This is a genomic window from Gordonia sp. w5E2, assembly GCF_036540975.1.
GTDB classification, from domain to species: Bacteria; Actinomycetota; Actinomycetes; order Mycobacteriales; family Mycobacteriaceae; genus Gordonia; species Gordonia jacobaea.
Genome location: NZ_CP144213.1, coordinates 1,151,623 through 1,166,813, shown reverse-complemented (window position 1 = coordinate 1,166,813; position 15,191 = coordinate 1,151,623). Strand labels below are relative to the sequence as shown.

Here is a 15,191-nt window from a genome sequence, read left to right as displayed (position 1 = left end):
CGTGCTCCTCGGGTCATCTGTGCCGTGCGCGGCGTGCCAGCCAGTTCCCAAAGTACTGGCCCGCTTGCACCAGGATGACCAGCAGGGCGATCACCACGACGGTCAGCTTCCAGTCGAACTGCTGATAGCCGTACTGGAAGGCGAAATCGCCGAGACCGCCACCGCCGACGTACCCGGCCATCGCCGACATGTCGACGATGGCGACAAAGATGAACGTGTATCCGAGGACCAGCGGCGCGAAGCCCTCGGGAACCACGACGGTCAGCAACGTACGCAGCCGACTGGCACCCGACGCCCGTGCCGCTTCGACCACGCCCGGGTCAACCGACACAAGACTCTGTTCGACGACGCGCCCGATGACCACCATCGCCATCAGCGTCATCGGGAAGATCGCCGCCTCGGTACCGATGCGCGTGCCCATCACAGCTTTGGTGAGCGGGGCGATCGCGGTGATGAAAATGATGAACGGGATCGGACGGACGATATTCACAACGACGTTGAACCCGTTGAAGATCCACGCGTTGGACCAGAGATTTCCGGGACTCGTCGCGTACAGGATCACTCCGATGACCAGCCCCAGCAAACCTCCGATCAGCAGCGTCACGCCGACGAGTTCGAAGGTTTCCCAGATGGATTGGATCAACAACGGTCGCAGCTCCGGCCCGAAGACCCGCGTGAAGCTCTCGCCGTCGGCGAGCACGAACGTCTGGGCGGCGGTCACTGCTGTGTCTCCTCGTGTACGACGACGCCGTCGATGCGCACCAGTTGCGCACGCGCAGCGTCGACCGACGTTGCGCCGCCGGTGATCTCGTAGGTCAATGCGCCGAACGGCCGGCCCGCGATGTCGCTGATACCGCCCGCGATCACCGTCGATCGTGCGCCGCGCTCCGCGACGGCCGCGGGTAGGTCGAAGGTGGCATCTTGGTGACCGCGAGCGGCACCGTCGTCGCGTACCGACACTGTCGCGAGCAGTCCGGGGTGCCGGGCACGCAAGGTCGCCAGTGCGTCGGCGTCCGGAACCCCCGCAACGGCATGCCGGAGCAGTCCCCGTGTGACGTCGGACGTGGGACGCTCGAAGACGGAGTACACATCTCCGTGGTCGACGAGCCGACCGCGGTCGAGGACAGCGACCGACTCGCACACGTCACGAACGACATCCATCTCGTGGGTGATCACGACGATCGTCCTACCGAGATCGGAGTTGATGCGGCGCAACAACTTCAGAGTGTCCGACGTCGTCTGCGGATCGAGCGCGCTCGTCGCCTCGTCGGCGATGAGAATCGACGGTGAGGTGGCGAGCGCTCGCGCGATTCCGACCCGTTGCTTTTGTCCGCCCGAGAGCGCCGCCGGCCATTGATCGGCTTTGTCGGCGATGCCCACGAAGTCGAGAAGCTCGTCGATTCGACTGCGCCGCTTGGCCTTCGGAAAATGAGCGACCTTCAGTGCGAAGTCGACGTTTCCCGCGACGGTCCGCGAGTTGAACAGGTTGAACTGCTGGAAGATCATGCCGATGTCGGTACGCAGCCGGTTGAGCTCCCGCTCCGACGCCCGACTGTGTTCTGCACCGTGCACGAATACCTGCCCGCCGGTAGGCCGTTCGAGACCGTTGATGAGCCTGGCGAGCGTCGACTTTCCCGCACCGGACGGACCGATGATCCCGACGATCTCTCCCGAGCGGATACTCAGATCGATTCCGTCGAGAACTGCCGGTCCCGATTTGTCAAAACGCTTTGAGACGCCGACGAAGTCAATCGCGGTGTCGGACCCGGCGGGTGAACCGATGTCCGACGCCGCGTCGACGTCAGGAGCCATTGGTGTTGACGGACGCCTGCAGGTCCTTCGTCGTCTGTTGGAGCTCGGAAGCCGAATTGTCCTTGATCACACCGCTGTCGCCGAGTGAACGCTTGACGGCGGCGATCACCTCGGGGTCGTGGTAGATCTTCACCAGCTTCGCGTAGGTCGGGTTGTCCTTGTCGTCGTTGCGGGCGACGAACGCGTTGATGTACGGCTTGGCCCCGGGCGAGTTGGGATCGTCGGACGCGATGATCTGGTCCTTGGTCAGCTTTGCCGACGTCGCGTAGTTGTTGTTGACGATCGCGGCGTCGACCGAATCCAGGTTGGCCGCAGTCTGACCGGCGTCGACGGCGATGACCTTCACCTTTGACTTGCTCTGGTCGATGTCGGCGAGGGTCGAGAACGCATTGCCCGGCTTGGTGAGGGTGATCAGGCCCGCCTGCTCGAGGACCAGCAGTCCACGCGCCTGGTTCGTCGGATCATTCGGGATCGCGACCTGCCCACCCTGCGGGATCTCCGACACCGACTTGTGCTTGGTCGAGTACAGCGGCAACGGGTAGACGGCCGTCGCACCGATCGGCACCAGGTTCTGCTTGTTCTTCGCGTTGTAGGTGGCGAGGTAGAGCAGGTGCTGGAACTCGTTGAGGTCGAGTTCACCCTCTGCGAGCGCAGGATTGGGCTGGTTGTAGTCGGTGAAGTTCACCAGCTCGACGTCGATGCCCTGCGCAGAAGCCTTCTGCTTGAACACATTCCAGTATTGCTCGGACGCGTCGGCGACGCCGATCTTGACCTTCGACGAGTCGTCGTCGCCACCACAGGCCGTCAGCACCGCCCCACCGAACACGAGCAACAACAAGACGGCGAGAACTTTCGACCGCACGACGACCTCCGCGAATCACAATCGACACTGATCTGACTCTGCAAGACGCTAATGCCCACAAACCGGGCTTCCGACCACACGTCGGTGTCACGATCATCACCCAACCTACGGACCTGCGGATTCGACGCGACGTCGAATTGTGTTCACGATGAACCGAATTGGCTCACTCGACGAACCCACCCGCTGTCAGGTGCTCGAGCAAGCCGTCGGTGAGTGGCAGTTCCCGCATCTCGTCGACCGTGAACCATCCGGCGGCAGCGGCGTCGTCGGCTGCGCGCACAGTGCCACCGACGGGGACCGCGACGAAATCGTGGATCTCGAAGGTCCCGCCCCTGCCGTCGGGTATGTCGACCACCCACGCCTTGGCGCCGACCTCGATGTCGAGTCCGGTCTCCTCGGCGATCTCGCGGATCACCGCGGCGACGAGTGTGCCTTCGTCGTCACGGATTCCATCGGGGCCGACAGCGTCGACAGGATCGACCTTGCCGCCGGGCACCGTCCACCGGCCTGCCTGGGGATCGCGAAGTCGTTGCACGAGGAGAAAGCGCCCGTCGACGTCGCGGACGATCGCGCCGACGGCGAGTGTCCGACGCCCGCCCCGGTCGGCCGAATGACGCACGCGCCGTGCATGATCGGGCACGAGTCCCGCCAACACCCGCCCGATGCTCGCGCGGAGACCGTCGGCTCCCCAGTGCACGATCTCGTCGATCTCACCGTGTTCGGCGAGGTCGGTGGCCGCGATGCCCTGCGCCGCGGCGAGTTCGGGTGCGTGTGCTGTATCGCGGTGCACGATCACGCTCGCCCCCTCCGGCGGCAGCGGCGACAGCCATGCGTCGTCCACGGCAAGTCGACGATCCGCTGGGAACAACGCGAGCGCCGCTCCACCCGCCCCCTCACCGAGCAACACCGACACCGTCGGCCGCGGGACAGCGATGAGGTCTGCCAGGCAGAGCGCGATCTCACGCGCGAGGCCACCCTCCTCGGCGTCGACGGACAGGTCGGCGCCTGGTGTATCGATCACCGTGACGACAGGCAGGCGCAGTTCGGTTGCCAACGCCAGGCCCCGCCGCGCGACCCGCAGATCCGCCGGTCCGATCAGCCGACCGTCGGCCTGCACGGTTCTGTCCTGCCCGATCACCACGGCCGTCGTTCGCCCGAAACGGCTCAGCGCCAGGACAATTGGTCCGGTGTCGTGAATCATGGCGGCATCGGAAGCGAGCAGCAACGCGCGCAGACCGGGACGATCCGCAGCGCGCGTCGCGAGCACGCGATCCCAGGTCTCGACAAGCTCGACCGGCGGAGAAGGAGCGTCGACCGGCGGCGGTGGCGGCTCGACCAGCGGCGGTGGCGGCTCGACCGGCGGAGATGGAGCGTCGACCGGCGGGGAAGGAGCGCCGACCGACCGAGAAGGAGCGACGACCGGAGGTGACGCCGGCGGGTCAACCGGCTCGGCGAGCAATTCGACGACCCGGGCTACGCGGCCGGCGAGTTCGTCCACCGGCACGATGGCATCGACGATGCCGTGGGCGGCCAGATTCTCCGACACCTGCACGCCGTCGGGAAAGGGCTTGTGGTGCAGGCCTTCGTAGACTCGTGGTCCCAGGAATCCGATGAGCGCACCGGGTTCGGCCCAGGTGATGTGTCCCATGGACCCCCACGAGGCGAACACACCGCCGGTGGTCGGGTTGCGCAGATACACGAGGTACGGCAACCCCGCCCGTCGGTGACTTCCTACCGCCTCGGCGATGGACGCCATCTGCAGGAACGCCGCCGTGCCCTCCTGCATTCGGGTGCCGCCGGACGCGGGCAGAGCCAGCACGGGTAGTCGTTCGCGTGTCGCGCGTCGAACAGCGCCGACCACGCGTTCGCCTGCCGCACGCCCGATAGATCCGCCCAGAAATCCGAATTCGCTGACAACCAACACAATCGGAGCGCCGGAGATCTCTCCGACCCCGGTGATCACCGACTCATCGACGCCGGTTCGCTTGCGTGCACGCCCCAACGCTTCGGCATAGTCCAGGTCGAGAGCAACGTAGCTGGGCGCCTCGTCCCACGACCGCCAGGTGCCATCATCGACGAGCGCGGCTACCAGTTCGTCTGCCGTCATTCGCTCGACCACTTCGCCAACGCTAGTCGCCGACGACGCCTCGGTGGGTGAAGAAACTCGGCGGGTGAAGAACCTCAGCGCGAGTACACGACCCGCGTCCGCAGCACCAGGTCGGCGACGGATCGTCGTTTCCTATCGACGCCGGCCCACAGCAATCCGATGGCGAAGAGCACACAGATCGCAGCCCGAATCGCAGCTACGGATGGGCGCAGACGATCACCCTTGCGGTTCACCACCCGAATACCCATCACGACGCTACCCAGCGTGCGGCCCGACACCGCCCAACACGTGGCCAGGTAGACGATCGACACGACGATGAACGCACCAACAGTGAAGAACCCGTTGGTGCTCGGCATCGAAAAGTCGTGAACGTTGTAGAGCAGTCGGGCCATCACGACGCCCAGGTAGATGGCACTCATGATGACCAGCACGACGATCAGGTCGATCACCGCACCCGCTCCACGACTCACGATGCCCGCCGTCTTCGAGGTGTCGTGCACCGCGTGGGCCTTGCTCTTCCTGGCCTTTGCGCGGGCTGCGTGCTCGTCGGCTGCGGTGTCGAAGGGGTTGCTGCCGACGGACTCGTTGTGCGACTCGGGCTCAGAAGAATCGGGCTGGGACGAATCGGGCTCGGACGAATCAGCCTGGGATTCAGTCACGCTCACGTGTCTCCACCTCCGCAACCACTCGTCGGCGCAGCAGTCGACCGACCATGTCGGCGACGGCGTCGTCGGCACGCTCGCTGGTGCTGCGCACGTCGGTCATCACGTCCGCGGTCACCGACGTACTCGCCTCGCGGATGATCCCGGGAAGGTCGACGCCGTCGATGATGACGTCGGCGAGTCCGATGAGGTCGACGCGATTGATCACCGCGTCGACGTCCACATGCGAGACGGCACGGTCGAGGTCGACGGTGTCGATGATCGCGTCCAGGTCGACGGTCGCGATGACCGCCTCTATGTCGACGCGCGCGACCGCCGCGTCCAGATCCACCCGCGCAACCGCAGCGTCCAGGTCCACCCGCTCGACGGCCGCGTCCAGGTCCACCCGCGCAACCGCAGCGTCGAGATCGACGCGCGCGACGATGGCGTCGAGGTCGAGAAGGTCGACGATCGCGTTCATGTCGACCGACGCGATGATCTTGTCGAGGTCGACGTTGTCGAGCACCAGCGCGGTGAGGTCGATCTCGGACGTGAACACGTCGACGATCTCGCGGATCAGCGCGCCCATGCCGGTCTGCACACCCGCCGTTGCCAATCCGCTCGCCGAATCGACCACGTTGTGCGCGGACCGTCGCACGTCACGAACAACCGAACCCGCCACGGGGACATGCTCAGCGGCGTCGAACACCGCCGACGCGGCGCGGAACGGGAGTTTCACCATGCCGGCGAGCGATACGCCGTCGACACTCGTCCCATAGCCACGATTTTGTCGCGCGCGAGCGTCACTGTTCACTGCCTGATTATCGCACCTGAAACACTGATGCGATCGGTTCCGAACCCTCGATTGCCATCGCTTTCGCACGTTAGACGGTACGAAAGCCGTCGGCGATGCGCGGATTGTCAGCCGAGGAGCACCGCGCTGGAGATCAGATGGTCAATCTTGCGTATATCCACGCCTTTGCCGAGCTTGACCTTGATATGCCCGGCCCGGGTCCACAGTTCCATCTCAGCGTTGAAATCGAGCATGCGCCCGGCGTTCTCGCTCGACCACATCGTGATCGACGAGTACGGCAGCGAGTAGATCTCAACCTTCTTACCGGTTAGTCCCTGAGCATCGCGAACGATCAACCGCTTGTTGGTGAAAATCGCCGAGTCTCGGAACGTCTTGTACGCGGCCCAGGGTTGCTCACCTTGCACCAATAGTGGACCGATATCTCCGGGAATCGGACACTCGCTGACGAATGTCCATGCGGTGATAGCTGCGGTTTCCAATTTGGATCCAATCGATAAGGCGACAAATACACATCGGGTACGACGCCGCGGTTGCGGCGTCGTACCCGATTGTGGTTTATGCGAAAGCTAAGCGATCACAGATTCTCGTAGAGCTCGCGGGCCAGCTTGGCGGTCTCGCTCGGCGTCTTGCCGACCTTCACGCCCGCAGCCTCGAGCGCTTCCTTCTTCGCCTGAGCGGTGCCGGAGCTGCCCGACACGATCGCGCCGGCGTGACCCATCGTCTTGCCCTCGGGGGCGGTGAAGCCCGCGACGTAGCCGACGACCGGCTTGGAGACGTTGGCCTTGATGTAGTCGGCCGCACGCTCCTCGGCGTCGCCGCCGATCTCACCGATCATCACGATGACCTTGGTGTCGGGGTCCTTCTCGAAGGCCTCGATGGCGTCGATGTGCGTGGTACCGATGACCGGGTCGCCGCCGATGCCGATGGCGGTCGAGAAGCCGAGGTCACGCAGCTCGTACATCATCTGGTAGGTCAGGGTTCCCGACTTGGAGACGAGACCGATCGGGCCCTTGCCGGTGATGTTGGCGGGCGTGATGCCGACCAACGACTCCTCCGGCGTGATGATGCCCGGACAGTTCGGTCCGATGATGCGGGTCTTGGCACCCTTGTCGACGTTGTAGGCCCACGCGTACGCGGTGTCCTGCACCGGAACGCCCTCGGTGATGACGACGAGCAGCGGGATCTCCGCGTCGATCGCCTCGATGATGGCGTCCTTCGAGAACTTCGGCGGCACGAACGCGATCGACGTGTCGGCACCGGTCTTCTCGATCGCCTCGGCGACAGATCCGAAGACCGGCAACTCGATGTCATTGCCGTCCTTGTCCTTGTGGGTGACGGTGGTTCCGGCCTTGCGCGCGTTGACGCCGCCGACGACGTTGGTGCCCGCCTTGAGCATCAGCGCGGTGTGCTTGGTGCCCTCACCGCCGGTAATGCCCTGGACGATGACCTTGTTGTCCTTGTTCAAAAAGATCGACATTGATTCTCCGCCTCTTACTTGCTCGCCAGTTCGGCAGCCTTGTCGGCGCCTGAGTCCATCGTTTCGGCGAGCGTCACCAGGGGGTGATTCGCATCGGCCAGGATCTTGCGGCCTTCTTCGACCTTGTTGCCGTCGAGGCGGACCACCAGAGGCTTGTTGGCCTCGTCGCCGAGCTTGTTGAGCGCACCGACGATGCCGTTGGCGACCGCGTCGCACGCGGTGATGCCGCCGAAGACGTTGACGAACACGCTCTTGACCTGCTCGTCTCCGAGGATGACGTCGAGACCGGCGGCCATGACCTCGGCCGACGCGCCGCCGCCGATGTCGAGGAAGTTGGCAGGCTTGACGCCGTTGTGGTTCTCACCCGCGTAAGCGACGACGTCGAGCGTGCTCATCACGAGTCCCGCGCCGTTGCCGATGATTCCGACCTGGCCGTCGAGCTTGACGTAGTTGAGGTCGTTCTCCTTGGCCTTCTGCTCGAGCGGATCTGTGGCGTCCTTGTCCTCGAACTCGACGTGGTCGGGGTGACGGAAGTCGGCGTTCTCGTCGAGTGTCACCTTGCCGTCGAGGGCGAGGATCTGGTCGTCGGGCGTGCGGACCAGCGGGTTGACCTCGACCAGCGTGGCGTCTTCTGCGACGAAGACCTCCCACAGCTTGGCGATGGTCACGGCAGCGGCGTCGAGCACCTCAGCGGGCAGGTGGCCCTGCTCGGCGATCGATCGCGCGGTGGCGATGTCGACACCCTTGACGGCGTCGACGGGCACCTTGGCCAGACGTTCCGGCTTGGTCGCTGCGACTTCTTCGATCTCCATGCCGCCCTCGACCGAGCACATCGCCAGGTAGGTGCGGTTGGCGCGATCGAGAAGGAATGAGATGTAGTACTCCTCGGCAATGTCGCTGGCTTCTGCCACGAGGAGTTTCTTGACGATGTGCCCCTTGATGTCGAGGCCCAGGATGTTTTCTGCGTTGGTCTGCGCGTCGTCAGGGGTCGCGGCGTACTTCACGCCGCCTGCCTTGCCACGCCCGCCGGTCTTGACCTGCGCCTTGATCATCACGGGCTTGCCGATTTCCTCGGCGATCGCTCGTGCATCGGTGGCGGAGTCGGTGACCCGACCGGGTGTGGTGGGAACCCCATGCTTGGCGAACAGTTCCTTCGCCTGGTATTCGAAGAGATCCATTCAGCTCACCATTTCGTCGTTGTGCCCGCTGATGTTGGGTGTAACACGGGCCATATCGGACTCTAAACCTGCCGGACACAGCCCTGTTGGGGGCCTGCGTGGCTTGTGCGGCAGATCACTCGTTCGGTCGGTGTCCCCATCGCAGGACACCGGCCTTCGATCAGCGCACCACGCTCCTCGTATAGAGTCTGCCCTCGGCTCGCCGCACGCGGGCACGAAGTCGGGAAGAAGGGCGTAGCGCAACGGTTTTGGGCGAGGTTCGACATCTAGAACACCGTCTTTGCGATGGGTCCATGTACGGCTTTGACTCGTGACCCAGCTCACATTTGGGCGGGTTCTTACGGTCGATCGTTGGACTTGCCGCAATCGTTTCGTTACCGTCAGTCGAGCAGTACGGATCACGAATCGGTCACGAACGGTAACAAGATCGATATCGGGAACGAAGCAACAGGAATTGAGGTGGGCGACTTGGCGGAACGCGGAGCTCCGAGCAGGTCGACGTCGACGGTCGGCACCGTGACATCACGACGCGGCAGTACCTACGACGACATCCCAGCCGAGGAGATGACCGCGATCATCCCGATCGACGAGCTCGACTCGTACGATCCCTGGGCCACTGATACCGCCGAGCACGAGTACGCGACGGACGGCTTCGACCAGACCACCTGGTCGCCTTCCACGTGGGACCCCTACTACCGGCCAACCCGCTCCGAACTGACGCAAGACATCCTCATCCCCGAGGGCGGATTCGAGGCGTACGCCGACGACCCCTTCGAGAGCGAGGGCGCGCAGCTCGACTCGTTTCCCTCCGACGCCGACCTCGACCTCACGCACAGCGGAGAGATCGACCTACGGCCCGCCGAGAAGCCGTTCCGCCAGATTCCTGAGCCCGGCCGCACCCGGACCCGCGGCAAGCACCGCCTTGCCGCACCGCCGACCGCCCTGCGCGGCGGTCGTGCCGCCCTCGTCGCGATGGCCGCAGGCGCAGCAGTGGCCGCGGCGGCCCACGCCGGCACCACCGAGAAGGCACCGGCACCCGCGACGGCTCCCACCAACACCGCGAACGTCGGCAACGCAGCTCCTGTCCCCGACCTGGGACCTGGCATCGCAGCACCCGACAACTCCTCGCAGGACATGAGCGTCTTCACCTCGCAGCTCGCAGAGGGTGAGCAGCTCGTCAAGGACGAGGCAGCGCGCAAGGCGGCAGCGAGCCGCCCATACTACGAGTCACCGCTCCCCATGGGGCTCTACCAGTTCACCTCCGGCTTCGCGATGCGTTGGGGCAGCATGCATGGCGGCGTCGACTTCGCCGCCCCGCTCGGCACCCCGATCCACGCGGCAACCGACGGCGTCATCAAAGAAGCGGGACCGGCCTCGGGCTTCGGCAACTGGATTCAGGTGCAAGCCGCGGACGGCACCGTCACCGTGTACGGCCACATGTACTCGTCCGGCGTGCTGGTTCAGAAGGGTCAGACCGTCAGGGCAGGCGACGTGATCGGCCTCGTCGGGTCCGACGGTCAGTCGACCGGCCCGCACTGCCACTTCGAGGTCTGGAAGAACGGCACCACCAAGATCGACCCGGCCCCGTGGCTCGCCGAGCACGGCGTCCGGATGTCGGCCTACACGGGCTGATTCACCTCGCCCGGCCTTTGATCTGAGGGCCACACCGCCTGCCGCCTGAGTCTCCCCTTGCGGTGACGACGCAGCGCGCGTGTCAGAGCTTGTCGCCCGGGATTCCGCCCGCGGTCAGCAGGGTGATGCGACCGGTCTTGCCGCCGTAGTCGATGACCACTCGCTCGGTGGCACCGCTCCCCTCTTTGCCCACGACCTTCCCCATGCCGTACTTGGGATGGTTGTGTCGATCGCCGACGTCGAGGTGAATCTGCTTGTTCCGGCCGCGATTGGGGTCGGTCGAGTATTGCGAGCGACCGAGCGTGCGCGACGATCCGCCGTCGGATCGCCCGAAAACGCCTCCGGTGGAACCGAATCCACGCGCACCCCGCCTGGGCTCGGTGCGTCGCCAATCGATGAGATGCTGCGGGATCTCCTGCAGGAAGCGCGATTCCGGATTCGAGACGGGTTGTCCCCACGATGCGCGGGTCACCGAACGGGTCAGGTAGAGCCGTTCCTTGGCGCGGGTGATACCGACGTAGGCGAGTCGGCGCTCCTCGCTCAACTCGGCCGGGTCGCCGAGGGCACGCATATGCGGGAAATGGCCGTCCTCCCAGCCGGTGACGAACACGACCGGAAACTCGAGACCCTTCGCGGTGTGCAGGGTCATCAGTGTGACGACGCCATCGCCCTCGTCGGGCACCTGATCGGCGTCGGCGACAAGCGCGACCTTCTCGAGGAAGGCGGCCAGTGAGCCGGGTTCAGGTTCGCCGTCGGTTCCGCCCAGGTCTTCGTCGCCAACCGCTTCGTCGTCGAAGTCGACGTCGAGTTCGGCTGCCTCCGTACTGAATTCGGCCGCGACAGAGATGAGCTCGTTCAGGTTGTCGAGACGTGCGGCGTCTTGCGGATCGCTCGATCCTTCCAGCTCCGCCCGATACCCACTGCGATCGACGATGGCGGCGACCAACTCGCCGATGTCGGCACCCTCCTCCGTGGCATCGGACACGGTCGCCACGTCGGCGCCCGCGTCGTCGGCCTGGCCGAAGGTGGTCAAGAAGTCGCGACGCAATCCCTCGATCAGGTCGACGAATGCGCCGATCTGCTTGACCGCACGCGAATTCAGCAGCGCCACTTTGCCTTCGGCGCCGTCGAGCAGTGCCTGATAGAAACTGACACCCGCGTTCTCGGCGTGCACCGCGACGCACGCCTCGGCGCGGTCGCCGATGCCACGGCGCGGCGTGTTGAGGATTCGGCGCAGACTCACCGAGTCGTCGGGATTGGCGACGGTGCGCAGGTAGGCCACGACGTCGCGGACCTCCTTGCGCTCGTAGAAGCGGGTGCCACCGACCACCTTGTACGGAATGCCATGGCGCACAAAGACTTCTTCGATGGGTCGTGAGCCGGTGTTGGTTCGGTAGAACACGGCGATGTCGGAGTACTTGTACGACTCCGAGACTCCGCCGATGGTGTGGTCGGTGAGGCGTTCGATCTCGGTGCCGATGAACATCGACTCGTCGCGGTCGGAATCCGACACGTATCCGACGATCAGCTCACCGTCGCCCGAATCCGTCCACAGCCGCTTCTCGCGTCGATTCGGATTGCGTGCGATGACCGCGTTCGCGGCGGACAGGATGGTCTGCGTGGAGCGGTAATTCTGTTCCAGCAGAATGGTTTCCGCATTCGGGAAGTCGCGCTCGAACTCCTCGATGTTGCGGATCGTCGCACCGCGGAATGCGTAGATCGACTGGTCGGCGTCGCCGACGACGCACAGCTCCGACGGCTCGACGGCGCGAGCGTCGGGCTCGTCGTCGGAGTCGTCGGAGGTGCTGCCGAGCACCAACTCGCGGACCAGGACGTACTGCGCGTGGTTGGTGTCCTGGTACTCGTCGACCAGTACGTGGCGGAAGCGTCTGCGGTAGTACTCGGCGACCTCGGGGTGACGTTGCAGCAATCCGACCGTCTCGCCGATCAGATCGTCGAAGTCGAAGGCGTTCGCGGTGCGCAGCCTGCGCTGGTATTCGGCGTAGATCTGCGCGATCGCCTGCTCGGTCGGGTCGCCTTCGGCCGTCGCGGTGATGGCTTCGTCGGGCGTGACCAGTTCGTTCTTGTAGTTCGAGATGATCACCGACACCCCGCGCGGCGCGAACTTCTTGGGGTCGAGGTCGAGATCTCGGATGATCATGCCGAGGAGTCGCTTGGAGTCGTCGGCGTCGTAGATCGAGAAGTTGGAGTTACGCCCCTCCAGGAGCGCCGACTGTGCGCGCAGGATGCGCACGCATGTCGAGTGGAAGGTCGAGATCCACATGAAGTTGGCGCGCGGACCGACGAGGCCGATGACGCGTTCGCGCATCTCGGCTGCCGCCTTGTTGGTGAAGGTGATCGCCAGCACCTGCCCGGGCGATACGTCACGCTCGGCGAGCAGGTACGCGATGCGTCGCGTCAGCACCGCCGTCTTGCCCGACCCCGCGCCCGCAACGATCAGCAGCGGCGAGCCGGAGTGCAACACAGCCTCGCGCTGCTGCGGATTGAGCCCTGCCAGCAGACGCGCGGACGCGTCGTCGGGGCTTGCTGCCGGGGCGCGGCCGGCGGGCGTGGCGGAGGTGCGGGTGGAACTGGTCATCGAGAGTTCAGGTTACTCGCCGCCACCGACAGACAGTCAGCCCCCGAGCAGGCGCGCGTCCACAACCTCACCCACGCGCCCGTCCCCGGTGTGCAGCGCGAGGCCGGGCGTGAGCGGCTGAACGTCGAGTTCGGTGCCGCGACCGCCCAACTGCACGTAGACGACGTGCAGACCAGCCGTCACCGGCACGGTGACGGGTGCCCCACCGTCGAGCGAGAAACGCACCTGCCCAGCGGAATTGGCGCAGTATCCCAGAGCGATGGTCCATTGCCACTGGATCAGCGGACCGTCGAGTTGGAGTCGACTCGGGCCGTCGAGTTCGGGACGCGCACACGACCCGCGCCCGGCTTTGATCGCGCGCCGCGGCGTCACGGCACCAGGGACCGCGTTGCCCGAATTGTCGAGCACGATGAGACGGTCGGTGTGAGTGCCGAATGTCGGCCGATCGCGCAGCTTGCCGAAGGTATGGCTGATCTGGTTCTCCGGGTAGGCGACCGGGAGCAGCACTTCGAGGGGTAGCGCCTGGTCGAACATCGTCGTGTCCTTGTTCGCGGCCAGGGCGCGCTTGGCGTTCGCGAGATACGGGCCGGTCGGATCGTCATTCCACGACGCCGAGTAGGCCGCGGTGGAGATGATCGACGACGCGACAGCGAACGCCACGGCCATGACCCCGGCGAGCAGTAGCGGCGACGTGCCCGCCTCGCGCGCGTGCCGCGCGGCACCCCGATCGGTGCCATCCGGCTCCGACGCCCCGATGGACGCACGAAGCGGCGAGGCCACGAGCAGAGTGAACGCCAGGGCCAGCACGAGCGCGGCGTCGGGTAGATAGCGCATCGTCTGTGCGAGCTCGAGCGCCGTGTTGGCGCTCGACCGATTCCACATGGGCGGAATCTGCACGACCACCACGTACAGCGCGACGGCAATGAGCACGCCGATCGCACCGACGCGCGTCCTGATCGCCCAGATGGCGAAGCCTGCAACCACGATCCAGCCGAGGACGATCATCCAGATCGACGGGAATCCCATGGGTGGAGAAGGCACCCAGCGTTCCCAGTCCCACGGACCTCCGACCAGGGAGGGCACGAGCGCCTTGTTGATCGAGCGCCACACGAGTTGCGCGGTCTGCGACACCGAGTGCGTCCCGGCCGTCGCGTCGGAGACCGAGAAGTAGACGATGACCCACACCACGAAGACGACGGTCAGCGGCGTCCAGAGAGCGCGCCCACGCGTGAAGGCAGTGATGAGCGGGGTGCGCGGGAGCGTCGACGCGGAGTCGTCTGTGGATTGCGGGGTCGCGTCGGCGGTGCGTGCGGTCTTGTCGAAGCGCGCAACCAGCACCGCCGCGATGAAGGCCACCGGCAGGATGAACAGCGACTTCTCGAAGAAGGCGAGCGCGACGACGAAGATCACCGTCGACCGGATGACGACGAGTCGTCGCGACGACTCGGGGACGCGACCGGTGCACAGCAGCACGGCGTCGGCGACGATCCAGGCCATCGCCGCCTGCATCGGCAGTGAGTTGAGGCCGGCGGCCCACCAGATGTACGCGGGCACGGTCAGCGGAGTGAACAGATAGAACGCCAGGGCGGCCAACGCGCCCACCTCGAGCGCGGGCCGTCGACGACCCGCACGTTCACCTCCCGCTGCCGATCCCACCACGCGAATCATTCGCCACACCGACAGCGACGCGAGCGCCTGCAACACGACCAGCGTGACAGCCGGGATGACCCAGTTGACGGGTGCTGCCAGCGTCGAGAGACCAGCGACCAGGAAGGCTGCGGGCATGAAGTGGCCGTCGTGACTCTGGCCCAGGTAGTCCCACGACCAGATGGGCACGGTCGACGCGCGGCCGATGAGGATGAGGTCGTCCCAGTAGAAGTTGCCGGTCGCGACCAGCCACGCGCGGACCACCAGATGCGCGACGATCAGCACGATCGCCGCCACCACGGTGAGCGAACCGATCCGGCCCGCGAGGGATCGGTGTCGATGCGGCTCGTCGGATGTGTGTGACTGCGACGTCACCGTCGGGCTGCTCGGCATGGGATCTAGTAGAACCGCCGCGGGTGGCG

General features: G+C 65.4%; 12 protein-coding genes. 1 reads left to right on the top strand and 11 read right to left on the bottom strand.

Annotated elements, in window-relative coordinates:
- Nucleotides 1-13: 13 nt before the first annotated feature.
- The 9 genes from RND64_RS05365 to sucC all read right to left on the bottom strand — a co-directional run bounded on the left by RND64_RS05365 (nt 14) and on the right by sucC (nt 8,891).
- Nucleotides 14-700, bottom strand: a complete 687-nt coding sequence (locus RND64_RS05365) for a methionine ABC transporter permease (RefSeq protein ID WP_082946514.1) — start codon at nt 698-700, stop codon at nt 14-16.
- A gap of 17 nt (nt 701-717) precedes the next feature.
- Nucleotides 718-1,812 carry a methionine ABC transporter ATP-binding protein gene (locus tag RND64_RS05360; RefSeq protein WP_270483219.1) on the bottom strand — a complete coding sequence of 365 codons (1,095 nt, stop codon included), beginning with the start codon at nt 1,810-1,812 and terminating at the stop codon, nt 718-720.
- A complete protein-coding gene (locus tag RND64_RS05355; protein ID WP_270483221.1) occupies nt 1,802-2,674 on the bottom strand; it encodes a MetQ/NlpA family ABC transporter substrate-binding protein in 873 nt (290 codons plus the stop codon). The genes RND64_RS05360 and RND64_RS05355 overlap by 11 nt, the downstream gene beginning before the upstream one ends.
- A 163-nt stretch (nt 2,675-2,837) precedes the next feature.
- Nucleotides 2,838-4,781, bottom strand: a complete 1,944-nt coding sequence (locus RND64_RS05350; protein ID WP_270483223.1) for a carboxyl transferase domain-containing protein — start codon at nt 4,779-4,781, stop codon at nt 2,838-2,840.
- A gap of 74 nt (nt 4,782-4,855) precedes the next feature.
- Entirely contained in the window at nt 4,856-5,281 is a 426-nt protein-coding gene (locus RND64_RS05345; protein ID WP_414651984.1) for an RDD family protein, read from the bottom strand.
- Between the two features lie 151 nt (nt 5,282-5,432).
- Nucleotides 5,433-6,164: a hypothetical protein gene (locus RND64_RS05340; protein WP_270483558.1), complete on the bottom strand. Its 732-nt coding sequence runs from the start codon at nt 6,162-6,164 to the stop codon at nt 5,433-5,435.
- A 179-nt stretch (nt 6,165-6,343) separates the two neighbouring features.
- A complete protein-coding gene (locus tag RND64_RS05335) occupies nt 6,344-6,715 on the bottom strand; it encodes a PH domain-containing protein (RefSeq protein ID WP_049697889.1) in 372 nt (123 codons plus the stop codon).
- A gap of 95 nt (nt 6,716-6,810) precedes the next feature.
- On the bottom strand, nt 6,811-7,713 hold the full coding sequence (gene sucD / locus RND64_RS05330; protein ID WP_005207310.1) for a succinate--CoA ligase subunit alpha: 903 nt from the start codon (nt 7,711-7,713) through the stop codon (nt 6,811-6,813).
- A 14-nt stretch (nt 7,714-7,727) separates the two neighbouring features.
- Nucleotides 7,728-8,891, bottom strand: a complete 1,164-nt coding sequence (sucC, locus tag RND64_RS05325; RefSeq protein WP_049697888.1) for an ADP-forming succinate--CoA ligase subunit beta — start codon at nt 8,889-8,891, stop codon at nt 7,728-7,730.
- 459 nt (nt 8,892-9,350) lie between these two features.
- On the opposite strand from sucC, the gene RND64_RS05320 reads away from it, so the two are divergent.
- Nucleotides 9,351-10,523, top strand: coding sequence for a M23 family metallopeptidase (locus RND64_RS05320; protein WP_053117384.1), 1,173 nt, complete (start codon nt 9,351-9,353; stop codon nt 10,521-10,523).
- Nucleotides 10,524-10,605: 82 nt separating this feature from the next.
- On the opposite strand, the gene RND64_RS05315 is transcribed toward RND64_RS05320, so the two are convergent.
- Both RND64_RS05315 and RND64_RS05310 read right to left on the bottom strand, forming a co-directional pair.
- Nucleotides 10,606-13,122 (bottom strand): UvrD-helicase domain-containing protein, encoded by a 2,517-nt coding sequence (locus tag RND64_RS05315; protein ID WP_270483228.1) that lies wholly within the window; start codon nt 13,120-13,122, stop codon nt 10,606-10,608.
- A gap of 36 nt (nt 13,123-13,158) precedes the next feature.
- Nucleotides 13,159-15,162 (bottom strand): hypothetical protein, encoded by a 2,004-nt coding sequence (locus RND64_RS05310; RefSeq protein ID WP_270483230.1) that lies wholly within the window; start codon nt 15,160-15,162, stop codon nt 13,159-13,161.
- Between the last annotated feature and the right edge of the window lie 29 nt (nt 15,163-15,191).